Origin of the sequence: Rouxiella silvae, assembly GCF_002093625.1 — a bacterium.
GTDB lineage: Bacteria > Pseudomonadota > Gammaproteobacteria > Enterobacterales > Enterobacteriaceae > Rouxiella > Rouxiella silvae.
On record NZ_MRWD01000065.1, the window covers coordinates 1 to 20,822 of the forward strand.

Here is a 20,822-nt window from a genome sequence, read left to right on the forward strand (position 1 = left end):
ACAGTGTGTTGCATGAGTTGTTGCCCGTGGCTGTATAACCACGTTAGGGACTGTAAAGCGCAATGTCAGCCATAAAATCGTTATCGAGGTATGATTTTTATTTATAACGATGATTGAGTGTGTCGAAAATGTCCGGCTGTTTCAAAATTGAAATCAACGATTGAAAAGGTGGGGGAAGCGTTGAACAAGCAGGTGCTACCGCGGATTTACGCCGTGGTGTATTCTTTTAAGATTCTTATTATTATCGTCATTAACATCCTTTATTACAGGCAGAACTGACTATGCATTCCTCCCTTTTTCATCGCTACCATGGTTTGGGTAATGACTACTTGGTTTGTCATCAAAGCGTGGCGGCACAATTTTCATTGGCACAGATAAGCCGCATTTGCGATCGCAACTATGGAATTGGATCCGATGGACTTCTGATCGACATCGATGATGAAGACGTTCCTCGCGTGCGAATAATTAATCCGGATGGATCAGAGGCTGAAAAAAGCGGCAATGGCCTGCGTATTTACGCACGCTACCTTTTCGATACAAAAAGAGTGGGGCATGCGCCATTTCTGGTTAACACGCTGGGCGGACAGGTGAGCTGTGAGGTGACTGAGGGCGCGCATCAGGTGATTGTCGATATGGGACAGGCCAAGTTTTCACCGTCTGCGCTGCCTGCTCACGTTGACGGTGAGCAGATGCTTGACCAGCCGCTGGTGGTGGCAGGACATAGCCTGAATGTTACGCTGGTTTCGATGGGCAATCCGCATTGCGTAGTGCGCGTTGAAAAGCTCGACCTTCAGTGGGTGCATCAACTGGGGCCGCTGATTGAGACGCTGGCTATTTTTCCCAAGCGCACCAACGTGCAGTTTGTTGAAGTGATTGATAGAGAGAATATCAATATTGGAATTTGGGAGCGGGGCGCAGGTTACACCCTTGCATCAGGCAGCAGCAGCTGTGCCGCCGCCAGCGCAATGCGCAAACTTGGATTAGTCGATGATAGCGTAACCGTTACCATGCCTGGCGGTCAGTTGGCCATCTCCTTCTCCGGAGATTTTATGGTCAACATGCGCGGGCCGGTGCAAAAAATTGCCGAGATTACTCTCGACGCCGACTGTTTCTATGATTTGAAGTAAGCTCTTTTGGCCCCTTATTTTTAAGAATGAGGGGCTGTCAATCAAGACGTTCAAAGCCTCACGTTCTTGGGTTTCTTGGGTCGAAGCATTTTTTCGGCGATGATTAAGATACGCCTGCGGGTAACGAACCTCTGCAATTGGCCTAACAGCCAGTTTGTGCACCCAGTAATGACGTAACTGCGATTTTTATCCAGAGCTTTCAGGCCAATATCTACCACGGCATTCGCCGACATCCTTTTCCCAACCGAGGCTTCTTCGGCATCGACCACGTCAAAAAATGCCGTTTCGGTTGCGCCCGGACAAAGCGCCAGCACGCGTACACCACCCTGTCTGTTTTCAGCCCATAGCGCTTCTGAAAATGCCAGTAGAAAAGCTTTAGTGGCACCGTACGTCGCCATATAAGGATCTGGCTGCATTGCGGCGGTTGAGGCCACGTTAATGACTGCGCCGCCGCCGCGCATAATCATTGCCGGCAGCAGCGCGTGGGTCAGCGCCAGTGGAGTCAGACAGTTAATGCGAATTTCTTCTTCCTGTCGCTCGAGTGAAATTTCTTCAAAGACCCCATAGGTGGCGAAGCCTGCGTTATTGACCAATATATCCGGTGATATAGCGAATGCATTTAGCCGTTGCATAAGTTTGGGGACTGCATCAGGAACACCAAGATCCTGCACAATAACGACAGCCAAGACGCCGTATTTTTTTGTCAGTCTGTCGGCCAATGCCTCTAGCCTAATCTGCGTGCGGGCCACTAAAACAAGTGCGACGCCGCGCGCCGCCAATTGCTCAGCTATATTGAGTCCAATACCCGATGACGCCCCGGTGATTAGTGCGGTTTTTCCTGAATAATCGAAAGATTTCATGACTGGTTATCCTGTTTGCTAATATTCTGAAAACAGGATAAACCGTTGACTTGAGTCCACGGTCAAGCGCCTAGTGTTAAATACCTGGCGACGTTTCAAAGAGGGTGTAAATGAGAATCGGTGAATTATGTGCCAAGGCCGGACTGCCGCGTGACACAGTGCGTTATTACGAACGTCAAGGACTGCTGGAGAAAATCCCGCAGCCCAACGTCAGTAACAACTATAAAGTGTATTCTGCCGTCGACTTACAGCGATTGAAGATGATTAAGCACGCCAAAATGTTGGGCTTTACCCTTTCAGAGATTGCTGATGTTTTGGCGATTTGGGTTGACGACGCGTTCAGCGTTGAGCAAAAACGCGCCAGCCTTGTGCGCAAATTAATGCAGATTGAAGAGAAAGAGCGGGCGCTGGTGGCGTTGCGCGCGGGTGTTGTCAACGCGCTCAATAAAATCGGCCAGCCCTGTGACGATGCCTTTTAACGTTTGATTTCTAAATCGCGTAAGGCCAACTCAACGTTGACGACCTAAAACCGAGGCACCGACCAACCCCCCCTGATTCACATACTTACCCGGTACCAGCAGCGGCTGCGAGTATTTATGCAGGGTCTGCGTTCGCAGCCGTTGATCGAGCGCGGCAATCAAGGGCGCTACCGTTGCCAGCCCGCCGCCGACCACAATTTTGGACGGCCCAATAATGTTGACCAGCAGCGCCAGAGGTTCGCTGACCAGTTGCAACCAGGCTTCCAGCGTTAAGGCACACTGAGTATTGCCGTCTTGCCAGCCGCTAATGATTTGATGGCTGCTGTGGCTCAACTGATGAAACTCAAGGTGCAGCCTTTCCATACCGCGTGCGCCGCCGTACATGTCGAGACAGCCCGTTTGACCACACCCGCAGAGCAGGCGCGGCAGGGTAACGCGCTGACCCTCGACAAGCAGTTCAGTGCGGGTGATAGCCCCGTGTCCCCATTCGCCTGCAACGCCGCCGTGGCCGCGAACCAGTTGGCCGTTAATCACAATGCCACCACCCACGCCGGTACCGAGAATAACGCCAATCACAATCGGCAGCCCCTGACCCTCACCCACGTGCGCTTCTGCCAGTGCGAAACAGTCGGCATCATTTGCCACGCTGACCTTGCGCTTGAGAATTTGCGTCAGTTCGGCGGCAAGATTGTGTCCGGCAAAGGCCGGAATATTGGTCGCCATCACTTCGCCACTTTGCGGTGAAACCAGACCGGCGGTGGAAATGGCCAACGGCGTATCGGCGGCCAAGCTGGCACCGTGATTCGACAACAAAGTTTGCAAGGCCAATACAAATTCGTCCCAAGATTCAGCGGGCGTAGGTAATTTTGCCAGCTCGGTGACCTCGCCTTGCTGACGCGACAGGCCAAATTTAATAAATGAACCGCCAATATCGGCACAAAATACCGCCGTGCCAGTGTTAACCATCATGAACGTTTGTCCAGTAAGTCGCGCAACCCATCGCCCAGCACGTTAAAGCCAAGCACGGTCAGCATAATTGCCAGACCGGGGAACAGCGAGAGGTAGATATTTATGCCGAGAAAGTTTCGACCATCACTCATCATTGTACCCCATTCCGGCATCGGCGGCTGTACGCCCAAACCAAGAAATGACAGGCTGGCCGCCGCCAAAATGACGGTACCGGCGGTCAGCGTAGATTGCACAATAATCGGCCCAATAGCGTTGCGCAAAATATAGTGCACCACGATCCGATACCAAGACAGGCCTAACGCCTGTGCGGCCTCAACGTATTCCATACGCTTCAGGCCTAGCGTCAGGTTGCGGCTAAGACGGGCATAAACCGGAATGGCAAACAGCGAGATAGCAATCAGCAAGTTGATCAAACCGCCGCCGAGAATGCTGACCACCAAAATCGCCAGCACGATGCCTGGAAAAGCGAACAGCATGTCCATCACCCACATAATAACCATATCAACGTAGCGCCCTGCCATGCCGGAAAGTACGCCCAGAGGAATGCCTATCAGCATCGCCAAACCCACGCTGAGCAGCACCTCTAAAATGGATATCCGTGCGCCGTAAATCACCCTTGAGAAGATGTCACGGCCATAGTCGTCGGTGCCAAACAGGTGATCGGCGGAAGGCGGCAACAGGGTATCAAGCAAGTCCTGTGCATAAGGGTCGTGACCGGTTATCCACGGCGCAAGCAGCCCGGCAATAACAATAACGGCAATGATCAGCCCGCCAAAAGTAATGCTCGGATGTCGCCACAGCCAGCGGAAGAACAAAGTAGTGCGGCTTTTTTTACGCGCCGCCACGGCTGCCAGGGTACTCATTATTCAAACCTTATTTTCGGGTTGAGCAGGGCGATGAGCAGCTCACCGAGCAGGTTCATCACCACGACGCCGCACACGGCGACCAGCGCCACGCCCTGAATCACCGGATAATCGCGATAGCGCACGGAGTCCACCAGTAAACGGCCGATGCCGGGCCAGTTGAACACTGATTCTGTCACCACCGCGCCGCCAACCAGGCTGCCAAAGTTGAGGGCTACAATGGTGACTATGGGTATCAGCGCGTTGCGAAACGCGTGGCTACAATAGATGTTAATCGCCGACAAACCTTTGGCGCGCGCGGTGCGAATATAGTCCTCTGACAGCACGTCGAGCATGCTCGAACGGGTCATTCTGGCCATTACCGCCATCGGTAACACGGCAAGAGTGACCGAAGGCAGAATATAGCTCTTCCACGACGACGCCCCGAGCAACGGCAGCCAGCCAAGCTGGACTGAAAACGTGTTCATTGCCATCAGCCCCAGCCAGAAGTTGGCAATCGACGCGCCGGCAATTGCCAACAGCATCACGCCATAGTCAGGCCAGCGGTTGCGATAAATCGCCCCCATCATGCCCGCCGGTACGCCAATCACAATCGCCAGAAAATAAGCCAGCACGGCCAGCGCCAGCGTATAAGGCAGACGCTCGCCTATCTCCTGCGTCACCGGCTGTTGGGACTGTAGCGAAAGCCCAAGGTTACCGTGCAGCACGTCGCGCGCAAAGTGTGCGTACTGGGTGACCAACGGCAGGTCCAGCCCCAGTCGCACACGCATGTGATCGACGGCCTCCTGCGTGGCCTCGGGACCGGCCATCATGCGCGCGGGGTCACCCGGTAGCGCGCGTATCGAGACAAAAATCAGCATCGATACGCCAATCAAAATGACCGGAAAGGCCAGCAGTTTTTTGGCTAAATAGGCTTTCATGCCGTTTCCTACAGTTAAGTGCGTCGTTAACTCTTTATTTGTGCGCGTCTTTTACGATGACGTTTCCGCCGGGGATCATCCAGACGTTAGACACGCCAGCGCCGGTGGCATACAGGTCATTCTGATAGTAGAGCAGCACCTGAGGAGCCTGAAGATTAATCTCCTGCTGCGCCTGCACATAAAGCTGATTACGGGCGTTAACGTCGAGCGTTGAGGCCGCAGTATCGAGCAGGTTATCGAGTTTGGCATCGCTAAAGAAACCGAGGTTGGCACCGCCCGGTGCGAAACTGCCGCTGTAATAGAGTGGACGAAGCTGTAGGTCAGCGCCGTTTACGCCCGAAGACCATGAGGCGAGAATGGCACCGGTGCCGTCGGCTTTTTTACCGGCCTGATCGGCAAAGGCAGCCTTGGTCCACACGCCGCTTTCCATCTGGCGAACGTCAAGCTTCACGCCAATCTTGGCCCACATACTTTGCAGCACCTGACCAATGCGGGCATCAGCACCTTGAACGGCAATAGACATTGAGAAACCGTTGGGATAGCCCGCCTCTTTCAACAGCGCCTTGGCTTTTTCAACGTTCAGCGGATAAGGGTTGAGGGTTTTATCATAACCTGGGGTTACCGGTGCCAGTGGGGAGTTGGCCGGGGTGGCAAAGCCGGACATGATTGCCCGCACTAAGCCGTCGCGGTCGGTGGCGAAGTTCAGCGCTTGGCGCACGCGTACGTCATCGAGAGGTTTCAACTGGGTGTTTAAGGCCACCCAAAACACTGACGCTCCCGGACTTTCGTGCAGCTTGAATTTAGGATTGTTTTGCAGTTGTTTGGCAAACTGCGGCGGCACTGGGTTGATTACATCGGCTTCACCGGCCTGGAGCGCCATATTCATCACTGATGATTCCGCACTCCAGGTCCACTTAATATCATCCGGTCCGGCCGACTTGCCCCAGTAACCCGGGTATTTTTCTTCCAACACGTATTCGCCGGTTTTGTACTGCACCATTTTGTACGGGCCGGTTCCTACTGCTTTACTGTCCAGCGTGCCAGATTTATCGGCGGTTGGGCTCACCATTAAGCATGCGCCGGTGGTCAGCAGATTGAGAAAAGCCGGATAAGGTTTTTTCAGCCTGAACACCACGGTCGTGTCATCAACCTTGGTCACGCTGTCGATAAAGGTGCGTAAACGTCCGCTCGCAGCCAAACCGCGCTTCACATCAAGATGACGGGCAAAGTTGGCCACCACGGCATCGGCATTAAAAGGCGTGCCGTCGTGGAAAGTCACGCCGCTGCGCAGTTTGAAGGTCCAAACCAGTCCGCTGGCGTCGCTGCTCCATGAGGTTGCCAGTGCGGGCTCGAGTGTTAACTCGGGCGACATTTTCAGCAGGCCTTCATACATTGGGTCGAGCACGGTAGCGGTAAAAGTGGCGGTTTGGTTGCCGGGATCCATGCTGCGCGGCGCTTCGTTTTGCATCACCGTCAGTGTGGCAGCGTGAAGAGGGGCAGCGATGGCGCTGAGCAATGCACAGCCCAGCAGCGTTAAACGTCGCGAAGAACTCATGGTTTTGAAACCTTTCATAGATTTTCCTCTGCCAATGTTGCGGTGAATTCGAAAACGGCCTAAAGCGCATTCTCTACAATCTGCGCTTATTTATTTCATATGAAATGCTTATGTTTCATTATTTAGTTAATTTTGTGAACTAATTGGCATTGATATATTCATCTTATAAGTTTAATGTCAAGACAGATTAGCCAAAAATGAGAGCGCTGAAACGGAATGTTAAGTTCATTACAACGGCAAATATTAGGGGCGATAAATTCCGCCGCAGGCCTGAGCCGTACTGAATTGGCGCAGTTGTGTGGCCTGAGCAAAGCGGCCATTGGCGGTGTGGTGAGGGAAATGCTCGACGCCGGATATTTACAGGAATCGGAAACCGTTAATGGACCGGGTCAGGGAAGACCGTCGGTGCGGTTGATGCTGCGTCCTGAAGGCGCATATTTTGTCGGCGTGTCGCTGCTGCAAGACCCCGCACAAATGGCACTTATTAATTTACAAGGTGAAATAATTGCCCGAGCCGAGTTTGCGCTAAGCCGCGAACCTGAACTGCTGGCTGAAAATATCGCCCACGCCTTGCCAGACTTGCTGGAAAGACAAAGCGATGCGACGGCTCGTTTAATCGGGATGGGCGTAACCTTGTCGGGATTTATTGATGAAAATCAGTCGATTTGCGTACAGTCTGCGCTGCTTGGCTGGCGGGATGTGCCGCTGGCGAAGCTGATTGCGGCGGCGAGCGGACTGGATGTGTTCATTGAAAATGACGCCAAAGCGCTGGCGGTCAGCGAGAAACGCTTTGGTCAGGCGCGAGACCTCGACACCTTCACCTTGGTAAGCCACGGCGCAGGCATTGGCAGCGCTCACTTTATTGCCGGAAAGTTGCATCGCGGACTGCACGGCGGCGCGGGTGAAATTGCCCACTGTACTCTGGAGCTCAACGGCACCCCCTGCCGCTGCGGCAAACGTGGCTGCCTCGACACTATCGCCTCACTCAACGCCATTATGGAAATGGCCCGTGAAGAGGGGCTGATTTTGACCAGCCTCGCCGAACTGGAACAGTTAGCCGCGAGCGGATCAGCGGCGGCGATCCGAATTTTGCACCGCGCAGGCTCGGCGCTGGGGCTGGCGATTGCCCACCTTATTCAAATTATCGACCCGAGCCTGATTCTGATTGCCCATCAGCAGGGAGCATTTGGCGGCCTTTTAGGCACGGTGGTTCAGCAGTCGATTGAAACAAACGTGTTGCCCGGATTCGCCGGACTCACGCCGGTTAACACTTTTCCTATCAATGAAGATACCTGGGTTCGCGCAGCGGCAAGCATTGCAGCCCATCGTTTTCTTGACGGACCTGAAAATCAACTGAGGTAAACAATGCGTATAGCTGTCAGTGGCATTCACATCGAATGCAGCACTTATAATCCTGTTCTTAATGAAGAAAAAGATTTCCGCATCGTGCGCAATGAAGCGCTGCTGGCCGCTCCGTATTTTGCTTTTTTACAGGACTATCCAGCGACCTTTTTGCCGACCGTTCACGCGCGTGCGATTGCCGGAGGACCGGTTTCTCGCGCCACCTATGAGATGTTTAAAGCAGAAATGCTGGCTGGACTCGAAGCCCATAAACCTTACGACGGCCTGTATTTGGCGATGCACGGCGCGATGTACGTTGAAGGCATGGAAGACGCCGAAGGTGACTGGATAACGGCGGCGCGCGAAGTGGTGGGGCCAGATTGCCCGATAAGTGTCAGTTACGATTTGCATGGCAACGTTTCGCAGAAAATCATTGATGCCATTGATATGTTTTCGACCTACCGCACCGCGCCGCACATTGACGTTGAAGAGACAATGCGTCGCTCAGTCTCGATGCTGGTGAAAAGTCTACAAACCGGCGTTAAACCTACGCTGCTGTGGGTGCCGATACCGGTGGTGCTGCCGGGCGAGCGCACCAGTACCGAAGACGAACCGGCAAAAAGCCTTTATGCACGTTTGCCCGCGCTGGATGACATTGACGGCATATGGGACAGTTCGCTGATGGTGGGCTATGTTTGGGCCGATGAGCCACGCGCCACGGCGGCGGCCATTTTTACCGGCACCCGCCGCGATGTGTTGGAACAGCAGGCGCTAAAACTGGCGCAGGCTTACTGGGACGCGCGGGAAGACTTTGTTTTTGGGTGTAAAACCGACATGCCGCAGGACTGCGTGCGTGATGCGATAGCCAGCGAAACGCATCCCGTAGTGTTGGCCGATTCGGGTGATAACCCCACCGGCGGCGGGGTAGGCGACCGCGCCGACCTGCTGAACGAACTTATCGCGCAGCGCGCGACCGGCGTCATCGTGGCCGGAATTACTGACCTTCCAGCAACCGATGCTGCTTTTGAGGCCGGTGTGGGGGCGTCCTTAAGCCTGACTGTCGGCGCATCTCTGGACCCTTCTAGCCCGCAGGTTAGCGCCGAATTTACCGTGTTGCGCCTTGCAGACTCCGCCAATTTGGCCGACAGGCAGGCGGTGCTGCGCATTGGCGAGATTGACGTCGTGGTTTCGGCCCGTCGCAGACCTTACCACAATATTGCCGATTTCACGCTGCTGGGGCTTGACCCGCATCAGGCAAAAATCGTGGTCGTGAAATCAGGTTATTTATCCCCAGAATTGGCCCCTATTGCCCATCCAAATCTGATGGCGCTGTCCAACGGCGTGGTCGATCAGTTTGTTGAACGCCTGCCGCGTCACCGAAAAACGGTGCCGACTTTCCCGTTCGACAGGGATTTTACCTTCACTGCTGAAATTCACCTGTCGGCCCGTTCGGCTGCTAATTGATATAAAAGGATAAATACCATGACCTCTGTGCAGCCCGTGTTAAAAGTAGAGAATCTGACCACTTCTTTTCAGGGAGACGACGACTGGCTGCCGGTGGTGCGTAATTTATCGTTTGAGGTCTATCCGGGAGAAACGCTGGCCATCGTTGGCGAGTCTGGCTCGGGGAAAAGCGTGACGTCGCTTTCAATAATGCGGCTGCTCAAGGCGCGCACCAGCAAAATCGAGGGCGTTATTACCCTGAATCAGCGGGCGCTGACCGGATTGTCCGAGAAGCAAATGCGTGAGGTTCGTGGCAATGAGGTGGCGATGATTTTTCAGGAGCCGATGACCTCGCTGAATCCAACGTTTACCATTGGTCGCCAGATTGCCGAAACGCTGAAAACGCACCGTGGCATGGGCAAAAAGGCGGCGCGCGAAGAGACCATAAGGCTGCTGGAAAAAGTGCGCATACCGAACGCCAGTGCGAGATTTGACGAATATCCGCATCAGTTTTCCGGCGGCATGCGCCAGCGTGTAATGATTGCCATGGCGTTGGCGCTTAAGCCAAGGCTGCTGATTGCCGATGAGCCTACCACCGCGCTGGACGTGACCATTCAGGGGCAGATCCTCGACCTTATCAAGACTCTGCAGGAAGAAGAGGGCATGGCGGTGCTGTTCATCACCCATGACATGGGTGTGGTGGCCGAAATTGCCGACCGCACGCTGGTGATGTACCGGGGGGAGGTGGTTGAAAGTGGCGAAACGGCGAGCCTTTTTCTGCACCCGCAGCATCCTTATACTCGCGCACTGCTGGCGGCGGTGCCGCGTTTAGGGTCGATGCGCGGTCGTGAACATCCGCTGCGTTTTCCGCATATCGACATGCAAACCGGATTGGCCAGCGTTCCTCGCGAGAGCCTGATAAAAGTGGACACTCATAAAACTCCGCTGCTGTCGGTGAAAAACCTCAGCGCCCGTTTCCCGGTGCTAGGCGGTATTTTTGGTCGTCCGGTTGGGGCGGTTCACGCGGTGGAAAATATCAGTTTTGACTTGTTCGCAGGTGAAACCCTGTCGCTGGTGGGCGAGTCGGGCTGCGGCAAGTCAACCACCGGCCGTGCGGTCACGCGCTTACTCAAGCCTCACGATGGTCAGATAAATTTCGACGGATTTGACGTCATGAATCTGAGTAAACCGGAACTGCGCAAGATGCGTCAACGGATACAAATGATCTTTCAAGATCCGTTCGCCAGCCTCAATCCACGCATGAAAATTGGCGATGCCCTGATCGAGCCGATATTGCAGCATGGACTGGCCGGAAAAACCGATGCGCTGGATAAAGCCGCCGCATTGATGAATAAAGTCGGGCTTTCGCCAGACATGATGCGTCGCTATCCGCATGAATTTTCCGGCGGTCAGCGTCAGCGCATCTGTATTGCTCGTGCCTTGACCCTGGACCCTAAAGTGATTGTGGCCGACGAGTCGGTTTCGGCGCTTGATGTGTCGGTGAAGGCGCAGGTGGTCAATCTGCTGCTGGATTTACAAGAAAGCATGAACCTTTCTTATCTGTTTATCTCTCATGATATGGCGGTTGTCGAGCGGGTAAGCCATCGTGTGGCGGTGATGTATCTGGGCGAAATTGTTGAGATTGGCCCGCGTGCCGCTATTTTTGACAACCCACAGCATGATTACACCCGCAAGCTGATTGCTTCGGTGCCAGTTCCTGACCCCGCCCGGCGCGGGATGAAACGACATCTGAAAGTTGACGAGCTGAAAAGCCCGGTGCGTCCGCTGGGCTTCGAACCTCCGCCGCGTAATTACCAGCGGGTCAGCGAGGGCCATTGGGTATTGGCATAACCTCTGTAGGGCATTAAGCGGAAAAGTTGCTACGTAAAGATAAATAATTCATCTTTGATTGGGTTAAAATAAGCGCCAATAATCGTATGTTACTATTTTTAGAAATATCGCTTTTGCTGGAGTTGTCATGTCAAATCAGTTCCCAAGTTTACGCCCCCGTCGTCTGAGACAGTCTGATTCTATGCGTGCTCTGTTTCAGGAGACGGAATTCAGCGTTAACGATCTCGTTCTTCCTATTTTTGTTGAAGAAGAGACGTCAGAATATACGGTGATTGAAACCATGCCGGGTGTACTGCGTATTCCTGAGTCGAAACTGGCTTATGAAATTGAGCGCTATGCTAAAGCCGGCATCCGTTCGGTAATGACTTTCGGTATTTCTCATCATATGGATGCGACCGGCAGTGATACCTGGAACGAAAACGGCCTTGTGGCGCGCATGGCGCGTATTTGTAAAGACACCGTGCCCGAAATGATTGTCATGTCTGACACCTGTTTCTGCGAATATACCTCGCACGGCCACTGCGGCGTTCTGCATGACCACGGCGTAGACAACGACGCTACGCTTAAAAATTTGGGTAGGCAGGCGGTCGTTGCTGCCGCAGCGGGCGCGGATTTTATTGCGCCGTCTGCGGCTGCCGACGGTCAGGTTCAGGCTATTCGAACTGCGTTGGATGAAGCCGGTTTTATCGACACCTCCATCATGGCCTATTCAACCAAGTTTGCCTCTTCGCTGTACGGGCCATTCCGTGAAGCGGGCGGCAGCGTGTTACAGGGCAATCGTAAAAACTATCAAATGAACCCAATGAACCGCCGCGAAGCCGTTCGTGAGTCATTAATGGACGAATACGAAGGTGCCGATGCGCTAATGGTTAAACCTGCGGGGGCTTATCTGGACGTGATCAGCGACATCCGCGCCGCTTCTCGTCTGCCTTTGGCGGCTTATCAGGTCAGTGGCGAGTACGCGATGATTAAATTTGCCGCGCAGGCTGGCGCAATTGATGAGCGTAAAGTGGTTCGTGAAACACTGGGCGCTATCAAACGTGCCGGTGCAGATATTATTCTGTCATATTTCGCGATGGACATTGCCGAGAACGGCGTCGACTACTAATACACGTCACGCATTCCGGATCCGTTATTAAAAAAAGCCTGACTTTTACGTCAGGCTTTTTTAGTTTCTTCGTGTTGGAGAGTACAGCGGGCAATATATTCACCGGCCTGCCTGTGGGACCGCAAGCGAACAAACGTAACGCCATCCTTAAGCGGTGATTCCATCAGTTTCTGATACTGCTGGCGATTTTTATAAAACGTTTTCAGCGTCCAGAGAATAATAGAGTCTCGGCTTAGAAAGCTTTTGCGAAAAGTTTCTCGATTACCGGTTCCTGCCCAAATTTCCTTACCGCTCCTCAAGCGCTGCACGGCCCGTTTTACCGCCTGAAACAGGGTTCGAGCAAAGCTGTAGTCCACCCATATAATCGTCTCGACGTTGCGCCACTTAATCGGCTGAGTGCGTTTGTAGTTGCCGTCTAACACCCAGGCAGGCCGCGCCAATGCTTGCTCCAGCTTGGCAAACAGTTCTGCGTCGCTGCTTTCACCCCAGTTTGGCTTCCAATAAAGCGCATCCATTTCTACATAAGGCACCGCTAACTTCTGCGCTAACGCTTTGGCAAAAGTTGATTTACCGCTGCCGCTGGTGCCAATCACGTTGATTCTCACGAAAGACTCCTGAAGGGTTTGCTTTAAAAAATAGAGTAATGATTGAAATTTAATAGAATCAAAATTAATCGGGGTACGTATCGTACAGGTATTGTGACTCGAAAAGAATAAGCTCAGGAGTGAAAATGGATAACCGCTTAAATAACGTGAGTTCTACACGCCCAGTAAGTCCCTCTATTCAGAACGTTAACGAACCGGCGGTGCCTACTAGGCTGGCCGTGATCAATCGAGTTGCCAATAGTGACAAACTACCTGGTATTGTTTCAGCATCGTCGGATGTCCCCCAACCGTTAATTTCACCTTTTTTACCGCCCTCAGTCCATAATGGAAACCAATATCACACTTATACTGTGCCTAGAGAGCCATTATTAAAGCCACCTTTACCTACAGCCACACTGGCGTCCAATAATATCACTCATGAAAATTTAGCGGCTTTAGACTTAACCTCCAACAGCGGGCCATGCCGCGCTTCTGTGTATTTACACCCTTTTAATGTAAACAACGCGTCGAATTTTTTAAGTAAACCCGCGGCAGAACGGTTTGGCATTTATGACGCGATGGACGTAATGGTAAGAGAAATTGAGCGTCAACAAGCCCATCCAATTGTTAATATTCGCCGTGAAGTCAGGACGATATGCGTAGCATTTGCTATGGAGATACCGATTTATGATGAACGTGTCGTGCACGATATAGCCCGCAATAACCCGGCGTATTTTGAGCCATTGAATCAGGCAGCACGACATTTTATTTATGCTTTTATCCAACAGGAAGCGTTGAAAGCACCAGAGTCATGGCGTTGATTCAGCCTGTTGAACCGCAACTGCGGGGACTTTATGGTGCCCAGGTTGATCGACTTTCACCAGCAGCGTTAACACCGCCGCCAGCAAATAAAGACCTGTGTAAACCCACACTACGCCAACAATGTCGAAGAACGGCAGCACCATTGAAGCAATGGCGGGCGCGACAAAGTTGCTTAGACCTGCTGAAAGATTATAAATCGAAATGGCTGCGCCTTTATGCTTTGGCTCAAGAACCGGAAACACGGCTGTCATCGGCACAAACGCTGCCACGGTGATGCCGAGCATAACGGCGGGTACCAATGCCATCCAAAAGTTGTGACCAAAATGCATCGGCAGATAGTAAAACGCCAGACTGGAGATAGCGCAACCGATACAGCCAAACCAGCGCACCTGACGCAACCAGCCAATTTTTTCGCCAAGAATGCCCCACATGATGTTGGTGAAAATAGTCACGAAAAAGAACACTGCCCAAATCTGCAGCCACTCCGACATGCTAAATCCAAGGCGGCCAACAAACAGCATCGGCATGATTACCGCGAAACCAAAGAGCGAAATGGTGTTGATGATACGGATCATACACGACATAAAGATATGCTTGTTGGTAAAGAGAATGGTCACTGCACGCGAAAGCTCGGTGAGCTTTTCCCTCGGCGTCAGGTTCGCTTTTTCACTGACGGTGCCCACGTTGCGCAGCAGCGTCAGGGCCATGATCCCGCCCACGCCGACCCAGGCAATCGCGAACCACAGCGTGCCGGTTTCGCCAAACATCGGGATAGTAAAACTGGGCAAATAACTGCCGATACAGCCGATACCAATCGAGTACATGGCCCAGAACCAGCCCATTGCTGATGAGAGCTGTTGCTTGGGGACCGTTTGCACCACCAGCATTACGAACGAGTAGATAAACAGGGGATATGCCAAACCGCGAATACCATAAAACAGCAACATCAGTGGGTAATTTTTCATGCCTAAACCAAACAGCATAAACAGGATGTGCATGACTATCCACAATATAAAGCCAATGCGCATGGCCTTCTGTGGCGTAATAATTTCAGCCACTACGCCGGAACTCCATGCCGCCACTGCCGCGGCCAGACCATAAACGGTGAACACCAGCGCTGACTCGGCGGGGGTAAACCCCATGTCGGTGATGTGTTTTGACAGAAATGCCATTTCAAAGCCGTCACCGCTCATAAACACGGCGATAGCGATGTATCCCCACAGTAAATTAAGCGGTAAGCCAAACCAGTGGGCCTGTTTTTTTTGCATAGCATGCTCCTCTGAGGGAGTGCTGCTCCCTCAGTTGTCGATGAAGTTCGAGGTAAACGGGGCGTAGAATGCCCTGACGTTATCTAGATATTAGGCGGTTATCGCCGCAGCTCCCGCTGTTGTTGATAGAGCTTTCGCCAGGTTGCCAGACGTACCTGCAATACCTGGTGACGTGCAGAATCTGCCAGAAAGGTTTGTTTTACTTCAGGCTTGCGGCACACTTCTTTAACTTCACCTCCGACGGCCAGCCAGCCCAGCCGTGCCGCGCCCAATGCGCCACCGGCTTCTCCGCCCTGATGGGTCGTGATGGTCAGATTAAGCACATCGGCAATCAGTTGTGCCCACTCATTGCTGCGTGCACCGCCGCCAACCAGAGAACATCTCGACAGCTCGGTGCCTGATTCTTTGAGTACGCTGAGGCCGTCCGCCATGCCAAAAGCCACGCCCTCGAGTACGGCATAGCCTAGCGAAGCCCGCTGCGTGCTGTGGGTCATGCCGTGAAAAGCACCGACCGCATCGGGGTCATTGTGCGGCGTTCGCTCACCGGAGAGGTAAGGTAAAAACAGCGGAGCCTGCCGTTTTTCAGCCTGGGTGAGCTGAGCGATTTCAGCCAGTAGGGTAGTTTCGTTGCTGCCGATCAGCTGACAGTACCAACGCAGCGCACTGGCCGCGGTCAGCATTACGCTCATCTGGTGCCAGCGCTGGGGCAGCGCATGGCAGAAGGCGTGTACCGCCGATTGCGGATTAGGACTGAATTTTTCGTTTACGGCAAAAAGCACGCCCGAGGTGCCGAGTGAGATAAAGGCATCGCCGGGCTCAACGGCACCGATACCGATCGCGCTGGCTGCATTATCACCGCCTCCGCCTGCGATTATGACCTGGTTTTTTAACCCCCAAGCGCGGGCAATATCGCGGTTGAGATAGCCTGAAGCCTCGCTGCCCTCAATCAGACGCGGCATCTGATCGCGGGTCAGGCCGCAGGCGTCGAGCAGCGTATCCGACCAGTCACGTTTGGCGACATCGAGCCACAGCGTACCGGCGGCGTCCGACATGTCCGATACTTTATCGCCGCTCATTTTCCAGCGCAGATAGTCTTTCGGCAGCAGCACCGTGGCTATTTGACTAAAAATATCGGGTTCAAAGCGCGCCACCCACAGCAGTTTTGGGGCAGTGAAGCCCGGCATCGCCAAATTACCCGTAATTTGATGCAGCTCCGGCGCGCTGTGCGTCAACTGCTGGCACTCTTTGGCGCTGCGTGTGTCATTCCATAAAATGGCAGGGCGCAGTACGTCACCTTCACGGCCTAACAGCACTGCGCCGTGCATCTGCCCGGACAGGCCAATGGCGCTAATTTCCGGCCATTCGCGCGGCAGTTTCTCCCGCAGTTTTGTGACCACGTTTTGTGTGGCTTGCCACCATTGTGCAGGATGTTGCTCAGACCAGTGCGGATGCGGGCGTTGAACCTCAAGTGCTTCACCGGCACTGGCCAGCACCTTGCCCTGATGATCAATCACCAGCGCTTTGATTTCGGAAGTGCCTAAATCCAGTCCTAAATACATGTCATGCTCCTGTTAGCCTGCATTTACAGAATCAAGCCACTGATAAACGCTGGCAATAGAACGGCGCAGCAGGGCCTCGAATTCGGGTTTTTCAGCCAGCTCGGCGAAGAGTTTGCCGTCGCGGGCATAAACGGCGACAGGGTCTTTAGCCGCAAACATCTGTTTTACGGCCTGTGGGTCTACAATGCCATCCTGATATTCATACGGTAGCTGCTGTAGTGCCCACTTGTGCATAAATACAAAGAACAGTGCGGGCAACAGGCTGGTGGCTTCGGGGGTTTCACCGCGCTGATAGCACTCGATAAGAGTAGGGGTGATGAACCCAGGGATTTTAGAAAAACCGTCGGCGGCAACGCGCTGATTAGTATCCTGAATATAGGAATTACTGAAGCGATCGAGCACCACGTCACGATACTCTTTTAGGTTAAGCGGGCTTGGTGAAAGGCAGGGGATGACATCCTCGGTGACATAGCGGTAGGCAATCTTTTTAATCGCCTCGGTCTGCGTGCTTTCATGAATGTATTGCTGCCCTACCAAGGTTCCTGCCCAGGCAATGCAGCTATGACTGGCGTTGAGGATGCGAATTTTTGCTTCTTCATAAGGCAGGACAGATTCAACCATCTCGACGCCGACTTTCTCAAGACGAGGTCGTCCTGCAATAAAGTTATCTTCAATTACCCACTGAATAAACGCTTCGGCCATCACCGGCGCCTGAGACGCTTTGCCCATGTATTGCTCAACGCGTACGGCTACATCTGGTGAAGGGCGCGGGGTAATGCGGTCGACCATAGTATTGGGGCAGGACGTATTGGCGGCTATCCATTTCAGCAGCTCAGGCTGTTGGCGCAGTGCGAGAAACTGCAATAATCCTTGATGAAAACGGCTGCCATTGTGGCGCAAATTGTCGCAGTTGAGCAACGTCACCGGACCGCCGTTACTGCGTTTACGCTGTTGTAAAATATGGCTAATTGCCCCGTAAATAGTGCGGCACTCGCCCTGCAAGTCGGCACGAATATCGGGGTTAGTTTGGTCAAGATTAAACTGATTATTGAGGTAATAGCCGCTTTCAGTCACGGTAAAAGAGATGACCCGCGTCTCGGGCTTCTCACCTTGGGCAATCAGCTGCGACAGCTCTGCGTCCCAAGGAATGATCTTTTTGATAGAGCTAATGGTTTCATAATGGCGTTCACCGGCCGGGGTCACCGTTTCGAGCACGTATTCACCCTGTTGAGCCGCAAGCGTGTTTAGCAGCGGGGTGGCATCGTCACGAATATTTCCCAGCGCAATCGACCATTGCTCATCACCCGCCTTTATCAGGCGGTGCAGATACCATGCCTGATGCGCGCGGTGAAAGGATCCTGCGCCAATATGCAGCCATACTGCGGATTGTTGGGGCTGAGAGTGATTCATAGTCTGCTCCGTGAGGGTAATGGTGATAAGGTTAATGTAAGGGCTTTAGCTCTTTGCTTGGGCTTTTGCTCAATTGCGGTTAGCATAAATGAACTTTTGCCCGTTAAATGGGCTTTAACTCACAATATTGTTATCTTTCCGTGAAAACACATCACTTGAAATGATGAATGCCGATAAAATGCGGAATCAATACGGAGAGGGCGGAGGTCAGCGATGAGCAAAAATGATAAAAAACTGGACCAGGCCGCGCGCGCAGCATGGATGTATTACGTTGGCGGCCAGACGCAACATGAGATAGCCGAAGCGTTAGGTGTTTCGCGGCAGGTCGCACAAAGACTGGTCGCCAGCGCCATCGAGAGCGGGCTTGTCAGCGTGCATATTTCACACTCGGTCGGCCACTGTATGGCGCTCGAGGCAAAGCTTCGCGAGACTTATGGCCTGAGCTTGTGCCAAGTGGTTCCCGCGCAGGGAATGAGTAAAACGGGATTGTTGCACGCGATTGCGGTAGCCGGTGCAGAAGTCATGGCACAGTTTATTCGCCGTGAGCCGCCGACCATTATCGGCGTAGGTTCCGGGCGCACTTTGAAAGCCGCGATTGATGAACTGGACGACGTTAACTGCCCGCAGCACAGCAGCGTTTCTTTAATAGGCGCCATTGCTGCCGACGGCTCTTGTACTCGCTACGATGTTCCGCTGCTGATGGCCGAAAAAACGCAGGGGCGCTATTTCATTTTGCCCGCCCCCCTGTTCGCCGACAGTGAACAGGATCGTGAAAGCTGGTGTAATCATCGTATCTATCGCACCGTGAGTGAGAAAGCCAGTCAGGCAGACGTGACTTTTACCGGCATTGGCACTATTGCGGCCGACTGTCCGCTGCATCAGGATGGCTTTCTCACTTTGGAGCAGATTGAAAAACTCACCGCTTCCGGCGCGGTGGGCGAAATGGTCGGGCACTTCATGGGGGCGGACGGGCAGCGAATCGACAGTGAGCTTAACGCGCGTTTGACCAGCGTAAGCTTGGTGTCAAAGCCGGATAAACCGGTTATTGCTCTGGCGGGCGGGGAGGAGAAGCATCGTGCGATACGCGCGGCGCTTAAAGGCGGCTGGATTAGCGGATTGGTCACTGACGAACTGAGCGCGATGGCAATTTTGGAATAACGGCACGGTTGAAATACGAGCAACTAAAACGCCGCGTACCTAGGCAGTGTGGCGTATTGTTACCGCCACACTGCCCGAGTAAAGCAGAATGAATCAGTGCAGGACGCTGCCTTCGGTCATTGCCGAGTCGGCAAACTGCTTGCCGTAGCGGCGCAGAGTGTAAATAGCAACGCCAAGACCTACAAGGGCGAAGGCGCCACCGACGAAGCCCACGTCCGACATATTCAGGTAGATACTCACCTGACTCCCCAGCAGAGCACCGCCGCCAATCGCGATATTAATAATGCCCGACAGCAGCGACATGGCGACGTCGGTAGCATCCGAGGCCATCGACAACACCTTAACCTGTAGACTCAGGCCAATCATGGTCATCGCCATGCCCCAGAAGAGCGACAATATCACCAGGCTGTTGGTGTTAAACGACAGCGGCAGCAGCAGTACCAGACTCAGGAACAGCACCGCTACGGCGCTAATAAGCACGCCTGACGGAAACTTGTGATTCAGCCGGGTAAAGATGTAGCTGCCCACGATGCCCGCCAATCCAAACAGCAGCAGCAACAGCGTGGTGAAGTTTGCACCGATCCCGGACACTTTCTGCAGGAATGGCTCAATGTAGCTGTACGCAGTATAGTGCGCGGCAAAAACGATCACCGTAAGCAGGTACATCAGCATCAAAGCCGGGCGTTTAAACAGTTCTGGCACGCTTTTCAACGAGCCAGAATTGTTGCTTGGCAGCGGCGGCAGCAGTTTTGCCAGCAGGATCAGCGTGACCAGGGCAACGGCACCGATAATAAGGAACGTACTGCGCCAGCCAAGAAGCTGCCCAATGACGCGGCCCAGCGGTAATCCCAGCACCATTGCCAGCGCAGTACCGGTAGTCAACAAACCCAGCGCCTGCGCTTTTTTGCCCGGAGGCGCAACGCGCAGCGCCAACGACGCGGTGATCGACCAGAAAATGGCGTGCGACAACGCTATGCCCACACGCGAAATCATCAACGTCATAAAACTCCAGGCAAAGCCGGAGAGAATATGGCTGGCTATGAACACTACAAAGAGGCCGATGAGCAGCTTGCGACGTTCCAGTTTGCCTGTTAGCAGCATCAACGGCAGCGAGAACAGACCGACGACCCACGCATAGACGGTAAGCATTATGCCAGCCTGTGCCGCGGTCATTGAGAAGCTTTGTGCAATATCCGTCAACAGACCCACGGGCACAAATTCAGTGGTATTAAAGATAAATGCTGCCAGCGTCAGACTCAGTACTCTGAACCAACCCTGTGAGCGAGAAGACATCGTTGTTTGCATAAATTAAAAACCAAGAAAAAGGGATAAGCAGTAATTTGAACCCAAGCCACGAGGCTGAACTCTGCGAAGATTTTGCAACCAGACTAGTGTGCTTTTCTTATCGGGAAAAGCGCGATAAGGCCTAGAGCGTAGCAGATAAAAACGTGATCTAACGCACATTTTCAATTTATTTTACGCTTCGGACCGCGCCTTTGTCGTTC

The 20,822-nt window shown here is 53.2% G+C and carries 18 protein-coding genes; 8 read left to right on the forward strand and 10 right to left on the reverse strand.

Annotated elements, in window-relative coordinates:
* Positions 1–281: 281 nt before the first annotated feature.
* Positions 282–1,127, forward strand: a complete 846-nt coding sequence (dapF, locus tag BS639_RS20865; RefSeq protein ID WP_055783662.1) for a diaminopimelate epimerase — start codon at positions 282–284, stop codon at positions 1,125–1,127.
* A 50-nt stretch (positions 1,128–1,177) separates the two neighbouring features.
* On the opposite strand, the gene BS639_RS20870 is transcribed toward dapF, so the two are convergent.
* Complete coding sequence (locus tag BS639_RS20870) at positions 1,178–1,987, reverse strand: SDR family NAD(P)-dependent oxidoreductase (RefSeq protein WP_084984216.1); 810 nt, start codon at positions 1,985–1,987, stop codon at positions 1,178–1,180.
* Between the two features lie 110 nt (positions 1,988–2,097).
* Here BS639_RS20870 and BS639_RS20875 point away from each other — a divergent pair, with 110 nt between their 5' ends.
* Positions 2,098–2,466 (forward strand): MerR family transcriptional regulator, encoded by a 369-nt coding sequence (locus BS639_RS20875; protein WP_084984217.1) that lies wholly within the window; start codon positions 2,098–2,100, stop codon positions 2,464–2,466.
* Positions 2,467–2,496: 30 nt separating this feature from the next.
* Here the strand turns inward: BS639_RS20875 and BS639_RS20880 are convergent, their stop codons facing one another.
* From BS639_RS20880 to BS639_RS20895, 4 genes are read right to left on the reverse strand one after another with little or no spacing between them, the layout of a single operon-like run.
* Positions 2,497–3,435, reverse strand: a complete 939-nt coding sequence (locus tag BS639_RS20880) for an ROK family protein (RefSeq protein ID WP_055783665.1) — start codon at positions 3,433–3,435, stop codon at positions 2,497–2,499.
* A complete protein-coding gene (locus tag BS639_RS20885) occupies positions 3,432–4,298 on the reverse strand; it encodes an ABC transporter permease (RefSeq protein WP_055783666.1) in 867 nt (288 codons plus the stop codon). Before BS639_RS20885 ends, BS639_RS20880 begins: the two co-directional genes overlap by 4 nt.
* The gene (locus BS639_RS20890; protein WP_055783667.1) at positions 4,298–5,218 is read right to left on the reverse strand and encodes an ABC transporter permease; all 921 of its coding nucleotides are present in this window, start codon (positions 5,216–5,218) and stop codon (positions 4,298–4,300) included. The genes BS639_RS20885 and BS639_RS20890 overlap by 1 nt, the downstream gene beginning before the upstream one ends.
* 34 nt (positions 5,219–5,252) lie before the next feature.
* Positions 5,253–6,791: an ABC transporter substrate-binding protein gene (locus BS639_RS20895; protein ID WP_084984218.1), complete on the reverse strand. Its 1,539-nt coding sequence runs from the start codon at positions 6,789–6,791 to the stop codon at positions 5,253–5,255.
* A gap of 198 nt (positions 6,792–6,989) precedes the next feature.
* Between BS639_RS20895 and BS639_RS20900 the strand changes: the two genes are divergently transcribed.
* From BS639_RS20900 to hemB, 4 genes are all read left to right on the forward strand, one after another.
* A complete protein-coding gene (locus BS639_RS20900) occupies positions 6,990–8,135 on the forward strand; it encodes an ROK family transcriptional regulator (protein ID WP_084984219.1) in 1,146 nt (381 codons plus the stop codon).
* A gap of 3 nt (positions 8,136–8,138) precedes the next feature.
* The gene (locus BS639_RS20905; RefSeq protein ID WP_084984220.1) at positions 8,139–9,578 is read left to right on the forward strand and encodes a M81 family metallopeptidase; all 1,440 of its coding nucleotides are present in this window, start codon (positions 8,139–8,141) and stop codon (positions 9,576–9,578) included.
* Positions 9,579–9,596: 18 nt separating this feature from the next.
* On the forward strand, positions 9,597–11,408 hold the full coding sequence (locus BS639_RS20910) for an ABC transporter ATP-binding protein (protein ID WP_084984221.1): 1,812 nt from the start codon (positions 9,597–9,599) through the stop codon (positions 11,406–11,408).
* 127 nt (positions 11,409–11,535) lie between these two features.
* Positions 11,536–12,516: a porphobilinogen synthase gene (hemB, locus tag BS639_RS20915; protein ID WP_055783672.1), complete on the forward strand. Its 981-nt coding sequence runs from the start codon at positions 11,536–11,538 to the stop codon at positions 12,514–12,516.
* 50 nt (positions 12,517–12,566) lie between these two features.
* On the opposite strand, the gene BS639_RS20920 is transcribed toward hemB, so the two are convergent.
* Complete coding sequence (locus tag BS639_RS20920) at positions 12,567–13,121, reverse strand: shikimate kinase (protein ID WP_084984222.1); 555 nt, start codon at positions 13,119–13,121, stop codon at positions 12,567–12,569.
* A 125-nt stretch (positions 13,122–13,246) separates the two neighbouring features.
* On the opposite strand from BS639_RS20920, the gene BS639_RS20925 reads away from it, so the two are divergent.
* Complete coding sequence (locus BS639_RS20925) at positions 13,247–13,921, forward strand: hypothetical protein (RefSeq protein WP_084984223.1); 675 nt, start codon at positions 13,247–13,249, stop codon at positions 13,919–13,921.
* Here the strand turns inward: BS639_RS20925 and BS639_RS20930 are convergent.
* The 3 genes from BS639_RS20930 to dalD form a co-directional block, all read right to left on the reverse strand.
* A complete protein-coding gene (locus tag BS639_RS20930) occupies positions 13,910–15,190 on the reverse strand; it encodes an MFS transporter (RefSeq protein WP_084984224.1) in 1,281 nt (426 codons plus the stop codon). The two genes, BS639_RS20925 and BS639_RS20930, sit on opposite strands and share 12 nt — an antisense overlap.
* 98 nt (positions 15,191–15,288) lie before the next feature.
* Positions 15,289–16,749 carry a xylulokinase gene (xylB, locus tag BS639_RS20935; RefSeq protein ID WP_084984225.1) on the reverse strand — a complete coding sequence of 487 codons (1,461 nt, stop codon included), beginning with the start codon at positions 16,747–16,749 and terminating at the stop codon, positions 15,289–15,291.
* A gap of 12 nt (positions 16,750–16,761) precedes the next feature.
* Positions 16,762–18,159, reverse strand: coding sequence for a D-arabinitol 4-dehydrogenase (gene dalD, locus BS639_RS20940; RefSeq protein WP_084984226.1), 1,398 nt, complete (start codon positions 18,157–18,159; stop codon positions 16,762–16,764).
* Between the two features lie 213 nt (positions 18,160–18,372).
* Here dalD and BS639_RS20945 point away from each other — a divergent pair, with 213 nt between their 5' ends.
* Positions 18,373–19,317: a sugar-binding transcriptional regulator gene (locus tag BS639_RS20945; RefSeq protein WP_084984227.1), complete on the forward strand. Its 945-nt coding sequence runs from the start codon at positions 18,373–18,375 to the stop codon at positions 19,315–19,317.
* Between the two features lie 93 nt (positions 19,318–19,410).
* Here BS639_RS20945 and BS639_RS20950 read toward each other — a convergent pair whose 3' ends face one another.
* Positions 19,411–20,622: a sugar transporter gene (locus BS639_RS20950; RefSeq protein WP_173882121.1), complete on the reverse strand. Its 1,212-nt coding sequence runs from the start codon at positions 20,620–20,622 to the stop codon at positions 19,411–19,413.
* Positions 20,623–20,822: the final 200 nt, after the last annotated feature.

Coding starts and splice junctions, on each gene's coding strand:
- BS639_RS20925 (WP_084984223.1), top strand. CDS start 13,247: ATGGATAACCGCTTAAATAACGTGAGTTCTACACGCCCAGTAAGTCCC.
- dalD (WP_084984226.1), bottom strand. CDS start 18,159: ATGAATCACTCTCAGCCCCAACAATCCGCAGTATGGCTGCATATTGGC.
- BS639_RS20945 (WP_084984227.1), top strand. CDS start 18,373: ATGAGCAAAAATGATAAAAAACTGGACCAGGCCGCGCGCGCAGCATGG.
- BS639_RS20905 (WP_084984220.1), top strand. CDS start 8,139: ATGCGTATAGCTGTCAGTGGCATTCACATCGAATGCAGCACTTATAAT.
- BS639_RS20880 (WP_055783665.1), bottom strand. CDS start 3,435: ATGATGGTTAACACTGGCACGGCGGTATTTTGTGCCGATATTGGCGGT.
- BS639_RS20895 (WP_084984218.1), bottom strand. CDS start 6,791: ATGAAAGGTTTCAAAACCATGAGTTCTTCGCGACGTTTAACGCTGCTG.
- BS639_RS20885 (WP_055783666.1), bottom strand. CDS start 4,298: ATGAGTACCCTGGCAGCCGTGGCGGCGCGTAAAAAAAGCCGCACTACT.
- dapF (WP_055783662.1), top strand. CDS start 282: ATGCATTCCTCCCTTTTTCATCGCTACCATGGTTTGGGTAATGACTAC.
- hemB (WP_055783672.1), top strand. CDS start 11,536: ATGTCAAATCAGTTCCCAAGTTTACGCCCCCGTCGTCTGAGACAGTCT.
- BS639_RS20910 (WP_084984221.1), top strand. CDS start 9,597: ATGACCTCTGTGCAGCCCGTGTTAAAAGTAGAGAATCTGACCACTTCT.
- xylB (WP_084984225.1), bottom strand. CDS start 16,749: ATGTATTTAGGACTGGATTTAGGCACTTCCGAAATCAAAGCGCTGGTG.
- BS639_RS20950 (WP_173882121.1), bottom strand. CDS start 20,622: ATGCAAACAACGATGTCTTCTCGCTCACAGGGTTGGTTCAGAGTACTG.
- BS639_RS20890 (WP_055783667.1), bottom strand. CDS start 5,218: ATGAAAGCCTATTTAGCCAAAAAACTGCTGGCCTTTCCGGTCATTTTG.
- BS639_RS20930 (WP_084984224.1), bottom strand. CDS start 15,190: ATGCAAAAAAAACAGGCCCACTGGTTTGGCTTACCGCTTAATTTACTG.
- BS639_RS20900 (WP_084984219.1), top strand. CDS start 6,990: ATGTTAAGTTCATTACAACGGCAAATATTAGGGGCGATAAATTCCGCC.
- BS639_RS20870 (WP_084984216.1), bottom strand. CDS start 1,987: ATGAAATCTTTCGATTATTCAGGAAAAACCGCACTAATCACCGGGGCG.
- BS639_RS20875 (WP_084984217.1), top strand. CDS start 2,098: ATGAGAATCGGTGAATTATGTGCCAAGGCCGGACTGCCGCGTGACACA.